The organism is Scleromatobacter humisilvae (assembly GCF_023231945.1).
GTDB classification, from domain to species: domain Bacteria; phylum Pseudomonadota; class Gammaproteobacteria; order Burkholderiales; family Burkholderiaceae_C; genus Scleromatobacter; species Scleromatobacter humisilvae.
Genome location: NZ_JAJLJH010000009.1, coordinates 1 through 17,908, shown reverse-complemented (window position 1 = coordinate 17,908; position 17,908 = coordinate 1). Strand labels below are relative to the sequence as shown.

The 17,908-nt window shown below is 68.7% G+C and carries 18 protein-coding genes; 12 read left to right on the top strand and 6 right to left on the bottom strand.

Going from position 1 to position 17,908, the window contains the following annotated elements:
* Positions 1-6: 6 nt before the first annotated feature.
* The 5 genes from LPC04_RS22615 to LPC04_RS22595 all read right to left on the bottom strand — a co-directional run bounded on the left by LPC04_RS22615 (position 7) and on the right by LPC04_RS22595 (position 3,357).
* Positions 7-486 (bottom strand): hypothetical protein, encoded by a 480-nt coding sequence (locus LPC04_RS22615; protein WP_275684565.1) that lies wholly within the window; start codon positions 484-486, stop codon positions 7-9.
* A gap of 134 nt (positions 487-620) precedes the next feature.
* The gene (locus tag LPC04_RS22610; RefSeq protein ID WP_275684564.1) at positions 621-1,379 is read right to left on the bottom strand and encodes an SDR family NAD(P)-dependent oxidoreductase; all 759 of its coding nucleotides are present in this window, start codon (positions 1,377-1,379) and stop codon (positions 621-623) included.
* Positions 1,380-1,501: 122 nt separating this feature from the next.
* Positions 1,502-1,882 (bottom strand): DUF427 domain-containing protein, encoded by a 381-nt coding sequence (locus LPC04_RS22605; protein ID WP_275684563.1) that lies wholly within the window; start codon positions 1,880-1,882, stop codon positions 1,502-1,504.
* 14 nt (positions 1,883-1,896) lie between these two features.
* Entirely contained in the window at positions 1,897-2,643 is a 747-nt protein-coding gene (locus LPC04_RS22600; protein WP_275684562.1) for an SDR family NAD(P)-dependent oxidoreductase, read from the bottom strand.
* Between the two features lie 105 nt (positions 2,644-2,748).
* A complete protein-coding gene (locus tag LPC04_RS22595; protein WP_275684561.1) occupies positions 2,749-3,357 on the bottom strand; it encodes a TetR/AcrR family transcriptional regulator in 609 nt (202 codons plus the stop codon).
* A gap of 111 nt (positions 3,358-3,468) precedes the next feature.
* Here LPC04_RS22595 and LPC04_RS22590 point away from each other — a divergent pair, with 111 nt between their 5' ends.
* A complete protein-coding gene (locus tag LPC04_RS22590) occupies positions 3,469-4,068 on the top strand; it encodes a MarC family protein (protein WP_275684560.1) in 600 nt (199 codons plus the stop codon).
* 7 nt (positions 4,069-4,075) lie between these two features.
* On the opposite strand, the gene LPC04_RS22585 is transcribed toward LPC04_RS22590, so the two are convergent.
* A complete protein-coding gene (locus tag LPC04_RS22585) occupies positions 4,076-5,545 on the bottom strand; it encodes an APC family permease (protein ID WP_275684559.1) in 1,470 nt (489 codons plus the stop codon).
* Between the two features lie 387 nt (positions 5,546-5,932).
* On the opposite strand from LPC04_RS22585, the gene LPC04_RS22580 reads away from it, so the two are divergent.
* The 11 genes from LPC04_RS22580 to LPC04_RS22530 all read left to right on the top strand — a co-directional run bounded on the left by LPC04_RS22580 (position 5,933) and on the right by LPC04_RS22530 (position 17,762).
* Complete coding sequence (locus LPC04_RS22580) at positions 5,933-8,347, top strand: TonB-dependent receptor (RefSeq protein ID WP_275684558.1); 2,415 nt, start codon at positions 5,933-5,935, stop codon at positions 8,345-8,347.
* A gap of 128 nt (positions 8,348-8,475) precedes the next feature.
* The gene (locus LPC04_RS22575; protein WP_420854759.1) at positions 8,476-9,252 is read left to right on the top strand and encodes a ferritin-like domain-containing protein; all 777 of its coding nucleotides are present in this window, start codon (positions 8,476-8,478) and stop codon (positions 9,250-9,252) included.
* Positions 9,253-9,354: 102 nt separating this feature from the next.
* Complete coding sequence (locus LPC04_RS22570; protein WP_275684557.1) at positions 9,355-9,903, top strand: gamma carbonic anhydrase family protein; 549 nt, start codon at positions 9,355-9,357, stop codon at positions 9,901-9,903.
* A gap of 4 nt (positions 9,904-9,907) precedes the next feature.
* Positions 9,908-10,858, top strand: a complete 951-nt coding sequence (hslO, locus tag LPC04_RS22565; protein ID WP_275684556.1) for an Hsp33 family molecular chaperone HslO — start codon at positions 9,908-9,910, stop codon at positions 10,856-10,858.
* Between the two features lie 122 nt (positions 10,859-10,980).
* Positions 10,981-11,430: a type IV pilin protein gene (locus LPC04_RS22560; RefSeq protein ID WP_275684555.1), complete on the top strand. Its 450-nt coding sequence runs from the start codon at positions 10,981-10,983 to the stop codon at positions 11,428-11,430.
* A 7-nt stretch (positions 11,431-11,437) separates the two neighbouring features.
* A complete protein-coding gene (locus tag LPC04_RS22555; protein ID WP_275684554.1) occupies positions 11,438-11,962 on the top strand; it encodes a pilus assembly FimT family protein in 525 nt (174 codons plus the stop codon).
* A complete protein-coding gene (locus LPC04_RS22550) occupies positions 11,959-12,459 on the top strand; it encodes a type IV pilus modification PilV family protein (protein ID WP_275684553.1) in 501 nt (166 codons plus the stop codon). The genes LPC04_RS22555 and LPC04_RS22550 overlap by 4 nt, the downstream gene beginning before the upstream one ends.
* Complete coding sequence (locus tag LPC04_RS22545; RefSeq protein ID WP_275684552.1) at positions 12,456-13,676, top strand: PilW family protein; 1,221 nt, start codon at positions 12,456-12,458, stop codon at positions 13,674-13,676. The genes LPC04_RS22550 and LPC04_RS22545 overlap by 4 nt, the downstream gene beginning before the upstream one ends.
* A gap of 23 nt (positions 13,677-13,699) precedes the next feature.
* Positions 13,700-14,275: a hypothetical protein gene (locus LPC04_RS22540; RefSeq protein ID WP_275684551.1), complete on the top strand. Its 576-nt coding sequence runs from the start codon at positions 13,700-13,702 to the stop codon at positions 14,273-14,275.
* Positions 14,272-17,472, top strand: coding sequence for a pilus assembly protein (locus tag LPC04_RS22535; protein ID WP_275684550.1), 3,201 nt, complete (start codon positions 14,272-14,274; stop codon positions 17,470-17,472). Before LPC04_RS22540 ends, LPC04_RS22535 begins: the two co-directional genes overlap by 4 nt.
* A gap of 44 nt (positions 17,473-17,516) precedes the next feature.
* Complete coding sequence (locus LPC04_RS22530) at positions 17,517-17,762, top strand: hypothetical protein (RefSeq protein WP_275684549.1); 246 nt, start codon at positions 17,517-17,519, stop codon at positions 17,760-17,762.
* The last annotated feature ends 146 nt before the right edge of the window (positions 17,763-17,908 follow it).

The window sequence follows — 17,908 nt, the reverse complement described above, 5'->3', positions numbered from 1 at the left end:
CGGACGTCAGTTGTGGTGCCAGACCCAGATCGTCGTGCCGCGCGCGTCGAAGTCCTTCAGCGTGATCGTGCCCATCGAGGGGCCGCTGTTGTACTGCAGCCCGGTGGTCGATTGCAGGACGTCGGAGATGTTGAAGCTGAAGGTCACGGGCTTGGCGTCGACGACCGTCTGCGAGACCGTCTGGCCCGCGTAGTCGCTCAGCATCGAGGGCGTCAGGCCCACGCCCGCAAGCGCGGCGGAGAACTCCGACGGCGTGAGCAGGGTGGCGCCGGTGCTGCTCGAGAACGCGGCGCTGAGCCCGTTGGCGAACGGGTTCTGCGCGTTCGACGACGGCGTCTGCACGCCGGCGAGGATCGAGCCGTCGGCGCCGCGCACGGCGCTCATCTCGGCATCGCTGAGGGGCTTCGGTGCCGCTTGCGACGCGCCGGCGAACAGCAGCGCGCAGGCGAGGGCGAGGGTCTGGAGTGGGGTGGATCGGCAGTGCATCGGACTCTTCCATCGTGGAAGTTCCAATGTGCCGATCGCCCCGTTTTTCGATGGCCGAATGACGGCCGAACGGTCCCCGTTTCACCCGCTCAAGTCGGCCCCCGGCCTGCCGATGAAGCCGGGCGGCCTGGGCCTCAGGCCGTGATGCCGCCGTCCACCGAGATGGACTGGCCCGTCATGTAGGTGGCCTTGCCGGTCGCCACGAACACGATGGCGGCGGCGACCTCGTCGACGTGTCCCAGCCGCTTGGCGGGCACCTGCTCGGTCATCCAGGCCTTGCCGGCGTCGCCGCCGGTGAAGCGGTCGAGCATGCCGGTGACGATCGGCCCCGGCGCGACCGCGTTGATGCGGATGCCGGTGGTCGCCACTTCGAGCGCCGCCGACTTCGTCAGCCCTTCGACCGCATGCTTGCTGGCGACGTAGACCGAGGCGCCGGCCGCGCCGATCTTGCCGTAGGCCGACGACACGTTGACGATGCTGCCCGCGCCCTGCGCCTGCATCACGCGCAGCTCATGCTTCATGCTCAGCAGCACGCCCAGCACGTTGGTGTCGAAAGTGGCGGCGTAGGTCTCGGCGGTCTGGTCGACGACCGGGCCCGGCTGGCCTTCGGTGCCGGCATTGTTGACGGCGGCGTCGAGGCGGCCGAAGCGTTCGACGGTCTGGTCGACGAGGCTGCGCACCTCGGCCTCGTTGCGGACGTCGGCCCGCAGGAACAGCGCGTCGGCGCCGAGCGCGCGCAGCTCGGCGGCGAGGGCGTCGCCGGCTTCCTGGTTGCGGCCGGAGACGACGAGGCGGGCGCCGTCGCGCGCGAACGCGAGCGCGGTGGCGCGGCCGATGCCGGCGAGCGCGCCGGTGACGAGGACGACGGGGGCGTTGGTGCGGGAGGCAGTCATGGTGGTTCCTGGTGGAGTGAGGGATCGTCGGCTTAAACTACGTACGGACGTATTAGGTGAACTCAAGAGAACGCCCGAAAAGAAGGGCGGGGCGCGAGGTCGGCCCCGCCGCGGACGCGAACTCAGTCGCGCAACTCGATCGCGTCGACGCGATCGGGATAGAACGCCACGTGGTCGCGGATGGCCGCGACGGCGTCGTAGGGGTGTTCGTACGTCCAGACGGCATTGGCCGCGCGCTCGCCGCCGGCGGGGACGCTGTAGTACGCGCAGTCGCCCTTGTACGGACAGTACGTGGCGTGCGCGGTGCGTTCGAGCAGCGACATGTCGACGTCGGCGCGCGGCAGGTACTGGACGGCCGGATACGCGGCCTCCTGCAACGTCAGCGCGGCCCGGCTGTCGGCGACGACGCGCCCGCCGACGGTCACGACGACGCGCTTCGGCGTTGGCGTGATCGTGATCGGATGGTCGGGGCCGGGGATCTTGATGGTCCTGGTCGTGGTCATGCGGGTTCTCCGGTTCAGAAGGCGGTCTTGCCGCCGTTGACGTCGATCACCTGGCCGGTGAGGAACGTGGCGTGGTCGGACGCGAGCCAGACGATGGCCTGCGAGATCTCCGCGGGCGTGCCGGCGCGCTTCATCGGCACGCCGGCGACGAGCGCGGCCTTGCGCTCGCCGCCGCCTGTCAGCCGGGCGAGCATCTCGGTCTCGACCGGCCCCGGCGCGACGGCGTTGACCCGGATGCCCAGCGGCGCGCCCTCGAGCGCGGCCGTCTTCGTGAGGCCCTCGACCGCGTGCTTGCTGGCGACGTAGAGCGCCGCGTTGGCCGCGCCGCGGTGGCCCATGGTCGACGACAGGTTGACGATCGCGCCGCGGCCTTGCCCGCGCATCGCACGCAGCTCGTGCTTGAGGCTCAGCACGGTGCCGAGCACGTTGGTGTCGAAGACGGCGGCGTAGCTGTCGGTGGTCAGGTCGGTCAGCGGCGTCAGCGTGCCCTCGGTGCCGGCGTTGTTCACGGCGACATCCAGCCAGCCGAAGCGGGCGAGGGTGCCGGCGACCAGCGCCTCGACCTCGGCCTCGTCGCGGACGTCGGCGCGGATGAACTCCGCCTCGACGCCCAGCTCGCGCAGTTCGCCGGCGAGCGCCTGGCCGGCGTCGTCGCGCCGGCCGGAGACGACCAGGCGTGCGCCCTGGCGCGCGAAGGCCAGCGCCGTGGCGCGGCCGATGCCGGCGAGGGCGCCGGTGATGAGGACGACGGGGGCAGTCATGGGCAGTCCTTCGTAGGATGATTCAGTATGTACGGCCGTATTAATCGAGTCAACATAAAAATACGCCTGTCCGCATTCGGTTGCCGATCGAACCGCGCAGGCCGCTCAGGACGCGGAGGCCGCCTGGCCGATCCGCTTGAGCACGCTGGAGAACAGCACTTCCTTGAAGCGCTCGACCGGCAGCGGGCTGCGCTGCGCCTTGGCCAGCAGCCGCGCGCCCTGCAGCGACGCGACGATGAACGCGGCGACCTCGTCGCAGTCGGTGGACGGCGCGATCTCGCCGGCCTTGACCGCGGCGCGCAGGCAGTAGGCGATGGCCGCCTGCACCTCGGCGAAGGCCTCGACCACGCGCAGCCGGATCGCCTCGCCGCAGTCGTTGGCCTCGGCGGTGAAGTTGCCGAACAGGCAGCCGTTCTTCGTGCTCTCCGCGCTGCCGGTGTCGCTGCCGTAGTCGATGTAGGCGCGCAGCCGCTGCAGCGGCGCCAGCTCGTCGTTGCGCAGCGTGCGGCGCATCAGCTCGACGGCGTTCTCGAAGTAGAGGCCGATCACCTCGAGGCCGAAGGCCTCCTTCGACGTGAAGTGGTTGGTGAACGAGCCCTGCGGCACCCCCGCGGCCTGGACGATGTCGCGCACGCTGGCGCCCCCGAACCCGCGTTCGTGGACGACCTGCATGCCGACGTGCAGCAGCTTTTCGCGGTGGGAGGGCTTGGGCATGGGCGAATAATACACTCGTCCTTATTCCTTGGCAAACCCGGCGGCCAGGATCGCGAGGGTCGGCCATTTCCGGCGATCGCCGGGCCGGGCTTCTGACACAATCCCGCCCCCATGGACCACACCTTTCTCTCCGCGCTCATCCTGCTGCTGCTGGTGCTGGATCCGTTCGGCAGCCTGCCGATCTTCATCTCCATCCTCGGCGCGGTGAAGCCGGAGCGCCGCACCTTCGTGGCGCTGCGCGAGGTGCTGATCGCGTTCGCCGTGCTGGTCGTCTTCATGGTGTCGGGGCAGGGCTTCCTGACGCTGATGCGGCTGTCGGAGCGCTCGCTGGAGGTGGCCGGCGGGGTGATCCTGATCATCATCGCGATCCGCATGATCTTCGGCGGGGAGGGCGCCTACGGGGCCGACGTCGGCGAGCGCGAGCCTTTCATCTTCCCGCTGGCCGTGCCGCTGCTGGCCGGCCCGTCGGCGATGGCCACGGTGCTGCTGCTGGCCTCGCGCCAGCCCGAGCACATGGTCACCTGGATCGGCGCGCTGACCGCCGCGCTGGCCATCAGCGGCGTGGTGCTGCTGGCGGCCGACCGCATCCGCCGCGTGCTCGGCGACCAGATGGTAGCGGCCGTCGAGAAGCTGATGGGGCTCGTCCTGACCGCCGTCGCCGTGGAGATGATCCTGGCCGGCCTGAAGCGCTACTTCATCGGCGACCTGTGAACGGGCGCTAGTCGCGGCGAGCGGCGTTCAGCCGCGAATGGCGCAGGCCGTAGGCGAAGTAGACGAACAGCGCGGCCGCCATCCAGATGAAGAAGATCCGGAAGGTCATCGCCGACAGGTCCTTCATGATGAACAGGCACGAGAGGATGCTGAGCAGCGGCACGACGTAGGGTCCGAACGGCACCCGGAAGCCGCCGTGCGCCGGCACGTCGCCGCCCTTGTGGCGCATCACCGGCACGGCGATCGAGACGACGATGAAGGCCGTCAACGTGCCCATGCTGACCATGTCCCAGAGAAAGTTGGAATCGACCAGGGCCGCCACGATGGCAACGCCCGTGCCGACGATCAGCGTGTTGGCGATGGGCGTGCGCGTGCGCGCGTTGACGCGGTGGAACACCTTGGGGATCAGTCCGTCGCGGCTGATCGTGTACAGGATCCGCGTCTGGCCATAGATCGTCACCAGCGTGACGCTGAAGACCGAGATCACCGCCCCCGCCGACAACACGAGCGCCGGCCAGGCCTTGCCCGTGACGTCCTGCAGGATCACGGCCAGCCCGGCTTCCTGGCCGGTGAACTTGGCCGCCGGCTGGGCGCCCACGGCGGTCACCGCGACGAGCATGTAGAAGACGGTCACGATGACGAGCGCGGCCAGGATCGCGATCGGCACGCTGCGCTTCGGGTTGCGGACTTCGGCGCCGGCCGTGGCGACCGTGTCGAGGCCGATGAACGAGAAGAACACGGTGCCGGCCGCGCCGGTGACGCCCGCCATGCCCGCGAAGCCCTTGCTGTTGTCCGGATTGAAGAAGGGATGGAAGTTCTTCGCGTCGAAGCCGTGGATCGCGACGACTGCGAAGAACAGCAGGATCGCCAGCTTGATCAGCACCATCGTCGTGTTGACGGCCGCCGATTCCGTCGTGCCCTTGATCAGCAGCAGCACGCACAGCACGACCAGGATGACCGGCGGCAGGTTGAACTGCCCCGGATGGAATTCCACGCCGTTCGTGCCCGAGACGATCATCGGCGAATGCAGCGACGCGGGCACCTGCCAGCCGGTGGCGTTGACGAGGAAGTTGTTGAGATAGTCCGACCAGCCGATCGCCGTGGCGCTGGCCGCGAGCCCGTATTCCAGCAACAGGCAGGCGGCCATCGTGAAGGCGGCGAACTCGCCCAGCGACGCGTAGGCGAACGAGTACGACGAGCCCGAGGCCGGGATGCGGAACGACAGTTCCGCGTAGCACAGCGCCGTCAGGCCCGCGGTGACCGCCGCGATCAGGAACGACAGGATGACGGACGGCCCGGCCTTGGGCACCGCCTCGGCCATCGTGAAGAAGATCCCCGTGCCGATCGTCGCGCCGACGCCGATCATGGCCAGCGAGAAGATGCCCAGCGAGCGCTCGAGCGCCTTGCCGTCCGCGTGGGTGGCGACTTCCTCCGGCGGCTTGATCCGAAGCAGCTTGCGGCCCAGCGTCTCGATCATGCCCTGGCCTCTTGATGACGAAGTTTCCGGGAGACGGCTGCTGGGTCGGTCGAGAGGATCGGCGGGGTCATCGAGTGGGTCTGGGTTGGTACGGCAGCGGCCTGCGCTGCGGCATCCATGGGGCGAGGCAGTCGTCGCGAAAGCGCGGATCGTATCAACATAGTCGGCCGCGTCACAGGGTGGCGACCCGGAGCGTTGGGGTTCGGAGACGCCGGGTGTCGCGGAGGTCGATGACGGCGTTCGAAAGGCAGAGAATCGACGGCGCTCGTCGCAGGCCGGCTTTCCGTATCGACACTGGAATGGTTCTTGCGATGTCCTGCGGATGCCGCGCGGCGCGACGAATGCGCCCCGAGCCACCGCTTCACCACCGACCAGAGAAGGGACCAGATGTCCAAGAAGAAGATCGTGATCGCCGCCGGAGTCGCCTCCGGCCTCGCCTGCCTCGCGCCCATGACGGCGCTCGCCCAGGCCGCCGCCACCGCCGCCAGTCCCGCCGCATCGACGCCCAGTGGCGGCATCGCGACCGTCATCATCACGGCCCAGAAGCGCAAGGAAGACATCCGCGACGTGCCGATGGCCGTGTCCGCGCTGTCGGGCGAGCAGTTGCAGGCGCAGCAGATCACGACGGTCGAGGACCTGACGCGCAACATCCCCAACATCTCGTTCTCGTCGCAGGGCGGCCCGGGCCTGGGCACCGTGGAGATCCGCGGCGTCAGCTCGCAGGCCGGCGCGGCGACGGTCAGCGTCTACCTCGACGACGTCTCGCTGACCACGCGCAACCTCTACAGCCAGGGCACTGCCGAGCCGCGTTTCTTCGACCTGCAGGACGCCGAGATCCTGCGCGGGCCGCAGGGCACGCTGTACGGCGCGAGCTCGCTGGGCGGCACGATCAAGTTCATCAGCAAGCGGCCGGACCTGAAGTTCTTCTCGGGCTCGACGACGGAGACGCTGTCGTTCACCGAGAAAGGCGGCGTGAACTACGAGGCCCAGGGCGTGCTGAACCTGCCCATCATCAGCAACCGGCTCGGGTTGCGCATCGGCGTCGAGCATGGCCACGAGAGCGGCTACATCGACCAGGTCGACGGGTCGGGCAACAAGATCGCCAAGGACATCAACCACGACGACTACACCGTCGTGAAGCTCGCCCTGCGGGCCGATCTCGGCGCCGGCTGGAGCGTCACGCCCGCGCTGTTCCAGCAGCAGACCAACACCGCCGACATCGACGCCACCTACAGCTCGCTGCCGCGCTACGAGACGAGCAAGACGGTGCGCGAGCCGGGCCACGACCTGCTCAGCGTGCCCAGCGTGACGGTGGACGGCGACCTCGGCTTCGCCAGCTTCACGGGCGTGCTGAGCGGCTACAAGCGGCGCTTCAACCGGATCCAGGACGGCACGCTGATCAACAACCTGGCCACCAGCGTCACGGGTGCGGACGATCCCGGCAGCCTGACGGGCTCGCAGCTTGACCTGTACAACAAGCTCGGTGCCCTGCCGTCGCAGGTGCAGTTGAACAACCGGATCGACCAGACCTCGCTGGAACTGCGCCTGACCTCCAAGGACTACGACCCGAAGGGCGGCAACCCGATCACGTGGATCGCCGGCGCCTACGCGCAGGATGCCAAGACCTCGGTCTACGACAACGAGCCCGTCCTCGGCGCGCAGGCCGTCTTCACGAGCCTGGGCCTGGATCCGCTCGACCCGAACGTGTTCGGCGGCTTCCCCGGGATGCTCTCGATCGACGATTCGTACTACAGCGTCCGCCATTACAAGGACAAGCAGGAGTCCGTGTTCGGCGAGCTGACCTGGCACTTCTCGCCGCAACTGGCCCTGACCGGCGGCCTGCGCCGGCTGCACGCCACGCAGAAGTTCACGCGCGAGGCGCTGCCGTATCTCTACGACGGCCCGGATCCGTCGACGCCCGGCTACGGCGGGCAGGCCCCGGTCGACGCGGGATGGAACGCGACGACGCCCAGCCTCAAGCTGAACTGGGAAGTCGCGCCCGACGTCTCGCTGTACGCGAACGCGTCCAAGGGCTTCCGGCTCGGCGGCGCCAATCGGCCGGTGCCCGATACTCCCAAGGTCGAGGCCAACCAGGCCAAGCTGGGCCTGACCGGCCCGGTTCCCGCGTCGTTCGCGCCGGACAGCCTGTGGAGCTACGAGCTTGGCAGCAAGATGGACCTGGCCGACCACCGCATGACGCTCAACCTCGCCGCGTTCCTGCTGAAGTGGAAGAACATCCAGCAGGACATCAACCTGAGCGACGCCGGCTTCGACTACGAGACCAACGTCGGCAACGCCACCAGCTACGGCCTCGAGATGGAGCTGAAGGCACGCGTCACGCCGTCGCTGACGATGTCGACGTCGATCGGCGTCACCCACGCCACCTTCGACAACGCCTACTCGGCGTTCGGCACGATCCCCGACGGCAACCCTGACGCCGGCGGCTTGAACGTCCGCAAGGGCGACTGGGTCGAAGGCGTGCCGCGCGCCAGCGCGAGCCTGGGCGGCGACTACCACTGGGCGCTCACCGACGCCATGAACGCGTTCGTCCGCGGCAATGTCCAGTGGACGGGCAGCAGCCACGGCACTTTCGTGCGCGTCGATCCGGACCACCTGCGCGCGTCCTACTTCACCGCCGACGCGAGCGCCGGCGTCAACTGGGACAAGTGGGAAGTGACGGCCTTCGTGAAGAACCTGAACAACAACCACGTGGAGATCCAGCACCCCAATGTGCAGAGCGTCTCCGAGGCCTACTACCTGCGCCCGCGCACCATCGGCATGACCGCGAACTACGAGTTCTGAGCGACCCCTTCGTCTCCTGATCGTTCGGCGCGACGGCAGCGATGCCCTCGCGCCTTTTTCATTCGCGCGGCCATCCTGGTGCGCACGCGCACCACGATGGCGCCCGTGCCGCCACGTACCATGTGGGGGTGCGCACGCTCCGACAACGTTCCCTGGAGGTCCTGCTGGCCTCCGACCCCTGGCGAAAGGCCGCGCTCGCGCGCGAGCTCGAGACGTTCGACGGCATCGGTGCCGACGAGGCGATCGCCGAGCCCGCCGGCATCCCCGGACGGCCGGCGCGTCCGGCGCTGGTGCCGCACACCGAGATCAAGCAGCGCTCGGTGAAGTCGCCCGATGGCGTCGCCGCGCTGATGCACGCGCTGGCCCACATCGAGTTCAACGCGATCAACCTGGCCGCCGACCTCACCTGGCGCTTCGCGGGCATGCCCGGGCAGTTCTATCTGGACTGGGCCCGGGTCGCGCGCGAGGAGGCCTTGCACTTCGGCCTGCTGAGCGACCGGCTCGTCGAGCTGGGCCACGCCTACGGCGACTTCCCGGCTCACAACGCGCTGTGGGACATGGCCGAGAAGACGAAGCACGACATCCTCGCGCGCATCGCGCTGGTGCCGCGCACGCTCGAGGCGCGCGGGCTCGACGCGTCGCCGCCCATCCGCAACAAGCTCGTCAGCGTGGGCGACCGGCGCGGCGCCGAGATCCTGGACATCATCCTGCGCGACGAGATCGGCCACGTGGCGATCGGCAACCACTGGTACGGCGTCCTGTGCGCGCAACGCGGGCTGGACCCGATCGCCACCTACGCGGCGCTGGCCGAGCGGCACGGCGCGCCGCGGCTGCGCGGGCCGTTCAACCTGGAGGCCCGGCGCGCGGCCGGTTTCAGCGAGGAAGAGCTGTTGAGACTGGGCTGATCGCCCCCATTTGCTCGAATCGGGACCGCGGGCACATTGCCCGTGGCCGCGCGTGCGGCCGTCCCGATCCGTAAAATCACGCCCTCATTCCCGGAGAACTGCATGGCCCTGTACCGAATCGGCGACGAATCCCCGCGCGTGGCGCCCGACGCCTGGGTGGCCGAATCCGCCACCGTCGTCGGACGCGTCGAGCTCGGCGCCGGCGCCAACGTCTGGTACGGCGCGGTGCTGCGCGGCGACAACGAGTGGATCACCGTCGGCGAGCGCACCAACATCCAGGACGGCAGCGTGCTGCACACCGACATGGGCTCGCCGCTGACGCTGGGCGCCGACGTCACGATCGGCCACCAGGTGATGCTGCACGGCTGCACCGTGGGCGACAACACGCTGGTCGGCATCCAGTCCATCGTCATGAACGGCGCGAAGATCGGCCGCAACTGCATCGTGGGCGCGGGCTCGCTGGTGACCGAGGGCAAGCAGTTTGCGGACAACTCGCTGATCGTCGGCAGCCCGGCGCGCGCCATCCGCACGCTCACCGACGAGCAGGTCGAGGGCCTGCGCATGAGCGCGGCGCACTACGTGGCCAACGCGGCGCGGCACCGCGACGAGGTCGTGCGCATCGACGTGCCCGCGACGGGGAAGGGCGCCTGAGCAAATGAGCGAGCTTCAGAAATTCATCTTCGACGGCATGCCCGTGCGCGGCATGATCGTCCGCCTGACCGACAGCTGGCAGGAGGTGCTGCGGCGCCGTTCCGCCAGCGGCGACTGGTCGCCCGCGGTGCGCGACATGCTGGGCCAGATGGCCGCGGCCGCCACGCTGATGCAGGCCAACCTCAAGTTCAACGGCGCGCTGATCCTTCAGGTGCATGGCGACGGGCCGGTCAAGCTGGCGGTGGCCGAATCGATGTCCGACCTGCGCTTTCGCGTGACCGCCAAGGTGCAGGGCGACATCGCGCCCGATGCGCGCTTCGGCGACCTGGTCAACCGGCACGGCGAGGGCCGCTGCGCGATCACGCTCGACCCGAGCGACCGCCAGCCCGGCCAGCAGCCCTACCAGGGCGTCGTGCCGCTCGAGGCGCCCGACGGCGGCCCGGTGGGCGACGTCGCGACCATGCTGGAGCACTACATGCGCCAGTCCGAGCAGCTCGAGACGCGCATCGTGCTGGCCGCCAACGGCGAGGCCGCGTGCGGCCTGCTGATCCAGCGCCTGCCCATCGAGGGCGCCGGCAACCTCGCGGGCGCGGCCCGGGCCGAGGTCGACGAGGAGGCGTTCACCCGCATCGCCCACTTCGCGTCGACGCTGACCGCCGACGAGCTGTTGACGCTGGACACGCCCACGATCCTGCACCGCCTGTTCTGGGAAGAGCCGCTGCGCGTGTTCGAGCCGCAGGTGCCGAGGTTCGCCTGCAGCTGCTCGGCCGACCGCGTGCGCAACATGCTCAGGAACCTGGGCCGCGACGAGGCCGAAGCCATCCTGGCCGAGCGCAAGGACATCGAGATCGGCTGCGACTTCTGCGGCACGCAGTACCGCTTCGACGCGGTGGACGTCGGCGCCCTGTTCGCGCCGCCCACGAGCCAGCCCGGCGCGACGCCCAGCGTCCACTGACGCCGCCCCCGCCCCGGGGGGCGTGCCGTTCGATCTACAAATTCGACCAGTCGTCCGGTTGGGCGGCGGGGCGTCCGCGCCCGGCCGGATACTCGCCGCATCTTGTAGAAAGGGCAGTTCCCATGGACAGGGCCATCCTGCGCACCCCGGTTCGGTCTCCCGCTCGCAGCGGCGGCTTCACCTTGATCGAGCTGATGATCGCGGTCGCGATCGTCGGCATCCTGACCATGGTCGCGTTGCCGGCCTACAAGGACTACGTCAAGCGCGGCAAGCTGACGGAGGCGTTCAACCAGCTGTCGGCCTGCTCCGTGAGCTACGGCCAGTACTACCAGGACTCCCGCACGTACGTCAGCGGCCCCATCGCGTCCTGTGTCTCGCAGAATTTCACCTACTCGGTGAGCTCGCCTTCCGCCACCGACTACACGCTGCTGGCGACGGGTTCCACTTCGGTGGTGACCGGCTTCACGTTCAGCATCAACTCCCAGGGCACTCGCGCCACCACGGCGGCGCCGTCGGGCTGGCCCACGAGCACGACGTGCTGGGTCAGCAGCCGTTCCGGCTCCTGCCAGTGAGGACGAGATGAGCAGTCGAACGGGCCAACGCGGCTTCTCGGTGATCGAGCTGATGGTGACGCTGACCATCGCGGCTCTGTTGGTCACGCTGGCTGCGCCGTATTTCGGCAAGGCGTCGGCGCAGGCCAACGAGCGCCGCGTCAAGCAGCAGCTGGTGCAGGACATCACCTGGGCGCGCGGCGCCGCGGGCGCGGCCGACCAGAAATCGCTCGACGCGTCGCTGGCTTCGGGCACGCCCACCGTGACGCTGACGATCAACGCCGACTGCTCGTGGACCACGAAGGTCTCCGGCAACGTCAACGCGGCGCACACGATGGCGACGACGCCGACCGCGATGTCCTGCGCGCCCGCCGCCACGGCCGGCGTGCCGACCTTGCCGACGACCTTCACGTTCACGCCCCAGGGTTTTCTCAGCAGCACGGCCAGCAGCGGCACGCTGGTGCTGACCGGCACGACCACGAGCTACCGCTTGCAGATCCTGTATTCGGGCTCGGTCATCGAGACGCACGCGACGACGGGGGTGGATTCGTGAACCGGCATCCTTTCAAGTCCCGGCGCGCGAGGCGCGGCCAGCGTGGCTTCACGCTGATCACGGTGCTGATCGCGATCTTCCTGTTCGGCTTCGGCCTGCTTGCGATCCTGCGCTCGCTCGGCAACGTGACAGGCGGCGCGACGCAGAACCAGATCGTCGCGACGACCGCCACGATCAGCAACGGCTTCTGGGGCGTGGTGCAGGCCAACCCCAGCATCGTCACCAGCTCCGCGCTGCTCAGCGGCGGCACGGCCGTGACGTTCACGTCGGCCAACATCACGAGCGCCCCCGCCGCGCTGCAGCCCTGGCTCTACAGCCTGACCGACACGAGCTCCAACGGCCTGCCGTCGGGGACGGCCAAGATCGAGACCTGGAAGGATCCCGTCACCGGCGCGGCGTGCAGCGCGTCGGCGTGCGCGATCACGCTCACGCTGACGTGGGCGTCCTCCAAGACGACGACCCGTACCCAGGTCTTCTACTACCAGCTCGGCCTATGAACACGCCCCCGATTCTCCGTTCGCGACGCGCCCCGCGCCGCGCGGTCGCCGGCTTCACGCTGGTGGAGCTGATGGTCGCCTTGCTGCTGTCGCTGCTGCTGGCCGTGGCCATCCTGAAGATGCAGACCAAGACGGCGTCGCAGAGCGTGCGCATCGCCGACACCGGCACGCGCGACACGCAGGCGCGCGCGGCGATGGACCTGATCACGCACGACATCACCGGCTCGGGCTTCCTGTTCGGCAACCTGATGCACACCTGCGAGGCGCTGGTCACCTACAACTCCGGTGGCCCGGGCTACTTCGCGCACCATCCGGTGGATGCGGTGTCGGCGGTGTCGGGCAGCAAGATGAAGTTCGCCCCGTCGATCACGCTGAACTACCCGGCGGGTGCCGTGTCGGCCGTGCAGACGGACGTGCTCGTCACGATGGCGCCGTCCGGGACGACCCAGTTCACCAAGCCCGACAACACCGTCTTTCGCGGCGATACGGCGACCGGCGCCAACCCGCTGAGCACCGGCATCGCGCCGACGAAGCCCACCACGGGCTTCACGGCCGGCGATACGGCCATCATGCAGACCCCGCTCGGTGGTGCGCTGCCTTGCCTGCGGGTGCCCATCAGCTCGTTCACGTCCACCACGTTGACGAGCTCCGGGGGCACCATCATGCCCTCGGGCGGCTACAGCGGCTTCGTGACGCCCATGGCCAACGCCGGCTTCTCGACGGCGCTGACCAATGTCGGCATCTTCAATTCGTGGGTGACGGACATCGGCACGGCGGCGACGTCGACCCAGCAGTTTGCCGTCTACTACATCGACGGCAGCGGCTCGTTCCCCGTGCTGATGCGCGCCGTCTACAGCCTGGCCGACGACACGGTCGTCACCGCGCCGCAGCCGATCGCCGCGGGCGTCGTCTCGCTGCGCGTGAGCTTCGGCGTCGATCCCGGCCTCACCGGCGCCGTGACCGCCTACGAGGAAAGTGCGACCGTCACCAGCAGCAAGCACTGGAGCTCCGTGCGCAGCGTGCGGGTCGCGCTCGTCACCCGCACGATCAACGACGACCCCAACGTCGACAACGCGGGTGTGACCGGCCCGACCACCATCCCGATCGGGCCGGTATCGAGCGCCTGGTTCACGTCTCTCAGCGTGCCGGCCTCCAAGCATCGCTACATCGTCAACACCACCGAAGTGGGCTACCGGAACTGGCTATGGAAGTACTGACCCGACGCCCGGGCGGACGCGGCATGCGCCCGCTCCCGCGCTCCGCGCGACGCCAGCGCGGCGACATCCTGCTCGTCGTGATGGTGTTCCTGCTCGTCTGTCTGCTGGGCCTGGTGGTGTCGATGCGCGACAACATCGTGTCCACGCTGATGGGCGGCAACACGCTGCAGCGCCAGCGCAACGTGCAGGTGTCCGACGTCGCGATGCGCCAGGTCGAGGGCCTGGTGCTGGCGGCGGCGTCGGGCCAGACGCTGGAAGTCAGCGCCTATACGCAGCCCTGGATGCGCATGGTGCCCGGCGGCACCAAGGCGCCCACCGACACCTCCAGCACCTACTGGGACAGCTGCCTCGGCAACAGCGACAACACCCTGCGCTGCGGCAGCCTCACGCCGGCCATCAACGGCACGGCGCTGGGATACACGGCGCTGGTGGTCGTGCAGCCGACCGGCCGCTACGACCAGAACGCTTGCCAGCTTGGCGTGCCCGGGCAGCGCTACAGCCTGACCGCCACGTACTACGACGTCTTCGTCCATATCAAGGAAGCGAACGGCGTCACCTCCAACAACATCGAGATGGTCTACCGGCTATGCACACAATGATCCGATCCAACGGCTTTCGCAAGCTCTGGCTCTGCGGTGTCGGCACGGCGCTGTTGTCTGGCGTGAATGCTATCGCCGCGGGGGCCCCGTCGTCCGCGCCGCAGGTGTTGCTGGCCATCACCAACTCGGAGTCCATGGACGGCACCACCTCCGGCGCCATCATGGTGGGCAGCGGAAGCCTCTCGTCGGGCTACTCGTCGCTGTCGAACTCCAGTTCGCCGACCAACTTCACCGTTCCCAGCGGCTACACCCCCCCGTTGAACACGGGCAGCGGCGGCTTGGCGCCGTACACGGTCACGGGCCCGGTGACGCTGGGCCAGTACAGTTGCCCCAGCGGCGACCAGTGCGACAACGGTCCGAGCCGCATGAACTTCACCAAGGCGGCCATCGCGAACGTGCTGAGCAGCTACGGGACTTCGCTCAACTTCGGCCTGTACACGTACAAGACGAGCGGCGTGAACCTGTACAACACCTGGGTGTATTACATGAGCCCGGCCTCCGGGCCGTTCACGTTCACCAATACCGCATCGTCCTCGGGCACGTCGCGCACGGTCGCCAACCCCTGCTACAACTACAGCTCGTCGTCGTCCAACGTCAACTCGTCGTGCTCCGCCATCGACGGCCTGTATTCCACCGGCGCGCTGTCCGGCAACCAGTACATGACGATCGGCGCCAGCAGCGACGATCCGCTGATCAACGACGTGCTGTACGTCGGCGGGAACATCCGCGCCGACTTCGTCACCTACGGCGGCGCCAGCCCGGCCAATCCGTATACGTCGTATTCGCTGTCCACCTACAACACCTGCCTCGGCTGCTATTCGGAGAGCTACGGTTCCACCGCGCCGAATATCGGCTCGTGGGCCACGACGCCGACCAACGCCGGCTACGTCCCGTTCTCGAACCAGGTGATGTACAGCCAGCGCGGGTTTGGCTACGGCGCGTCCCAGTCCGCCACGACGGGCTCGGCGCTGGTGGCCATGTCCACCGACCCGACGAGCTCCGCGTTCACGGCGGCCCTGCAGCCCGAGACCAACGACACGTCCACCAAGGAGATCAAATCCTCGGCCGGACAGTCGGCGATCTACGCGCTCATGAACGGCGCCAAGTCCTACCTGGCCGGGCTGAGCACGGTCAGCTGCCAGACGCAGTTCGTCGTGCTGCTGACGGACGGCCTGCCCACGCTGGATTCGAATGGCAACGCGTGGCCCCCGCTGGGCACCACCACCGCGACGGCCTACAGCCTGACGGCGAGCTACAACACCGACGGCTCGTTCGCGTCGTCCAACTCGCAGGCCGTCACCGACGCCATCACCGCCATCAAGGCCCTGAACACCGCGGGCATCAAGACCTTCGTGATCGGCCTGGGCGCCGGCGTGGACTCCACCAACAATCCGGCAGCGGCGGCGCTGCTCAAGGCCATGGCGATCGCCGGCGGCACGACGACGGCCTACGCGGCCACCGACTCCGCCTCGCTGAGCACCGCGTTCCTGAGCGTGGTGGACATCATCTACCGTTCGAGCGCCGTGGCGGCGCCGGTGGCACCGATCTCGGTGGCCGGCGGCACCTCGTCCGAATATGAGCTGACCTCGATCGCCAACCCGGGCGCCGGCCACGTGCAGGCCTTCCCGGTGGACGCCAATGGTGTCGTCACGCCCACCGCGACCTGGGACGCCGGCGATTCGACCCACATGTCGACGACGCTGCGCGGCACGGCCCTGAAATCGACCAGCACCACTGGCAGCGTCGTGGCGCTCAGCGCGGTGGACGCCGCCGCGTTCAACCTGACCACGACCACCTGCGTGCCCGACGTGGCCACCATCGTCTCCTACACCGTCGACCCGTCCTATTCGGGCGGCCCGACGGGGTGTTCGTACCTGGCAGGTCGCCAGTCGGGCTGGCCGCTCGGCGTCTTCAGCACGCAGGACACCGGCGACTTCATGGGCCCGCCGGTCTCGGCGCTGCTGACGGAGCGCTATTCCACCTACGCGGCCTACGCGCGCAGCCTGTCCGGGCGCACGCCGTCGGTGCTGTTCACGAATTCGGACGGCTTCCTCTACTCGATCAACGCCTCCACCGGCCTGCTGCAGTGGGGCTGGACCAGCCGCAACATCCTGGCCAAGATGCAGAACTACGCCACCTTCGCGTCCTCGGGCGCGACGGACGGCAGCTTCGGGGTCGTCGACGCCATGAACAGCGGTGGCGCCTGGGGAACCTACATCGTCGGCAGCTTCCAGTCCGGCGCCGAGCACTTCTCGGTGTCGCTCGACTCGTCGGGTGCGCCCTCGACGGTCGTCTACGACTCGGTGGTGACCGGCGGGACTTCGTCGGGCGACCTGGCCGGTGCCACGGGCTCGACGCCCCTGCGGCAACCCGCGGTCATCGCATACATCGGCAACATCGCCTACGAGGTCTACGTGGTGACGTCGGGCAGCACGAGCACGCTGTACGAACGCGACGTGACGTCGACGGCGGCGGCCTCGTCGGCCGTGCTCACCGGCATCAAGGTCAGCAGTGTCATCTCGCTCGATTCGACGTCCAACCGCCTGTGGATCGGCGGTGCCGACGGCACGGTGCGATTCCTGAATCTGACGGGCGTCGCCAGCACCGACATCGCGTCGCTGACCACCGTGGGCACCACCGTCACGCCGTCGTCGGGCAGCACGCTGACGAACGTGCTGTACGTCGGCTATGTCGAGGTCAGCGGCATTCCGTATCTCTACGTCGAGAACTCGTCCCAGGTGACGGTGTTCGGCATCACCGCGACGGGCTGGGCGCCGCTCTGGGCATCGACGCCGACGCAGGGTTACGTCTACAGCTCCGGCGCCTGGGCCACCTCGACCACGGTGACCACGATGACCACGTCCTCGGTGGTCTCCGACCTGCCGATCCAGATCGGCCCCGGCCTGCTGGTGCCCGTCTACGTGCCCGGCACCGCCTGCACCTCTGGCACGGGCTACTACGACCTGTTCAATCTTGCCGATGGCACGTTCCCGTCAACGATCCTGACGGTCAACTCGGTGCTGGTGACCGCAGACCTGTACGTCGGCGCCGGGCCGGCGTTCACGCCGAGCATCACGGCCATCAAGGGCGGCATCGCGCTGCCGCCGGGTTCCGGCGGCGGGTCGACGCCGACGCCGAACCCGCCCACCATCACGGGCGGGGCGGGGCCGCGCGCCATCAGCTGGATACAACGTTGAGCACGGGCGGCGTCCGTCGCCCCGCTCGACACAGGAAGCACACCATGGGACATCTCACCGAAAGCAGACTTCATCGCGCACGCCGCCACGGCGCGCGCGGGCTCGTCGCGCTCCTGGCCGGCCTGGCCGTGACGGCCGCCTGGTCGTCGCAGAAGGCCGGCGGCACCATCGGCAAGGTCGACAACTCGGGGTCCACGTCGACCTCGACACCGGCGCCCAAGGCGCCGACCACCGCGTCCAGCGGCGTGGGCAAGGCGCCCACGAAGGCCGCCAGCGGCACGACGCGCTGATCACGGCGGGAACCCGCGGCGGCCAGCCGGCTAGTTGTGATGCTTCAATAGGTTGTATCCGGTGTTCATCCGGGTTGGGTTTGAGAGACTGGAAGTCGCCAAACACCCAATCTGCCAAGAACCGGAGCCCGGATGAACAGCCATAA

Excerpts from the sequence above, each read along its gene's own strand:
- LPC04_RS22615 (WP_275684565.1), bottom strand. The coding sequence starts at position 486 with ATGCACTGCCGATCCACCCCACTCCAGACCCTCGCCCTCGCCTGCGCG.
- LPC04_RS22610 (WP_275684564.1), bottom strand. The coding sequence starts at position 1,379 with ATGACTGCCTCCCGCACCAACGCCCCCGTCGTCCTCGTCACCGGCGCG.
- LPC04_RS22605 (WP_275684563.1), bottom strand. The coding sequence starts at position 1,882 with ATGACCACGACCAGGACCATCAAGATCCCCGGCCCCGACCATCCGATC.
- LPC04_RS22600 (WP_275684562.1), bottom strand. The coding sequence starts at position 2,643 with ATGACTGCCCCCGTCGTCCTCATCACCGGCGCCCTCGCCGGCATCGGC.
- LPC04_RS22595 (WP_275684561.1), bottom strand. The coding sequence starts at position 3,357 with ATGCCCAAGCCCTCCCACCGCGAAAAGCTGCTGCACGTCGGCATGCAG.
- LPC04_RS22590 (WP_275684560.1), top strand. The coding sequence starts at position 3,469 with ATGGACCACACCTTTCTCTCCGCGCTCATCCTGCTGCTGCTGGTGCTG.
- LPC04_RS22585 (WP_275684559.1), bottom strand. The coding sequence starts at position 5,545 with ATGATCGAGACGCTGGGCCGCAAGCTGCTTCGGATCAAGCCGCCGGAG.
- LPC04_RS22580 (WP_275684558.1), top strand. The coding sequence starts at position 5,933 with ATGTCCAAGAAGAAGATCGTGATCGCCGCCGGAGTCGCCTCCGGCCTC.
- LPC04_RS22570 (WP_275684557.1), top strand. The coding sequence starts at position 9,355 with ATGGCCCTGTACCGAATCGGCGACGAATCCCCGCGCGTGGCGCCCGAC.
- hslO (WP_275684556.1), top strand. The coding sequence starts at position 9,908 with ATGAGCGAGCTTCAGAAATTCATCTTCGACGGCATGCCCGTGCGCGGC.
- LPC04_RS22560 (WP_275684555.1), top strand. The coding sequence starts at position 10,981 with ATGGACAGGGCCATCCTGCGCACCCCGGTTCGGTCTCCCGCTCGCAGC.
- LPC04_RS22555 (WP_275684554.1), top strand. The coding sequence starts at position 11,438 with ATGAGCAGTCGAACGGGCCAACGCGGCTTCTCGGTGATCGAGCTGATG.
- LPC04_RS22545 (WP_275684552.1), top strand. The coding sequence starts at position 12,456 with ATGAACACGCCCCCGATTCTCCGTTCGCGACGCGCCCCGCGCCGCGCG.
- LPC04_RS22540 (WP_275684551.1), top strand. The coding sequence starts at position 13,700 with ATGCGCCCGCTCCCGCGCTCCGCGCGACGCCAGCGCGGCGACATCCTG.
- LPC04_RS22535 (WP_275684550.1), top strand. The coding sequence starts at position 14,272 with ATGATCCGATCCAACGGCTTTCGCAAGCTCTGGCTCTGCGGTGTCGGC.
- LPC04_RS22530 (WP_275684549.1), top strand. The coding sequence starts at position 17,517 with ATGGGACATCTCACCGAAAGCAGACTTCATCGCGCACGCCGCCACGGC.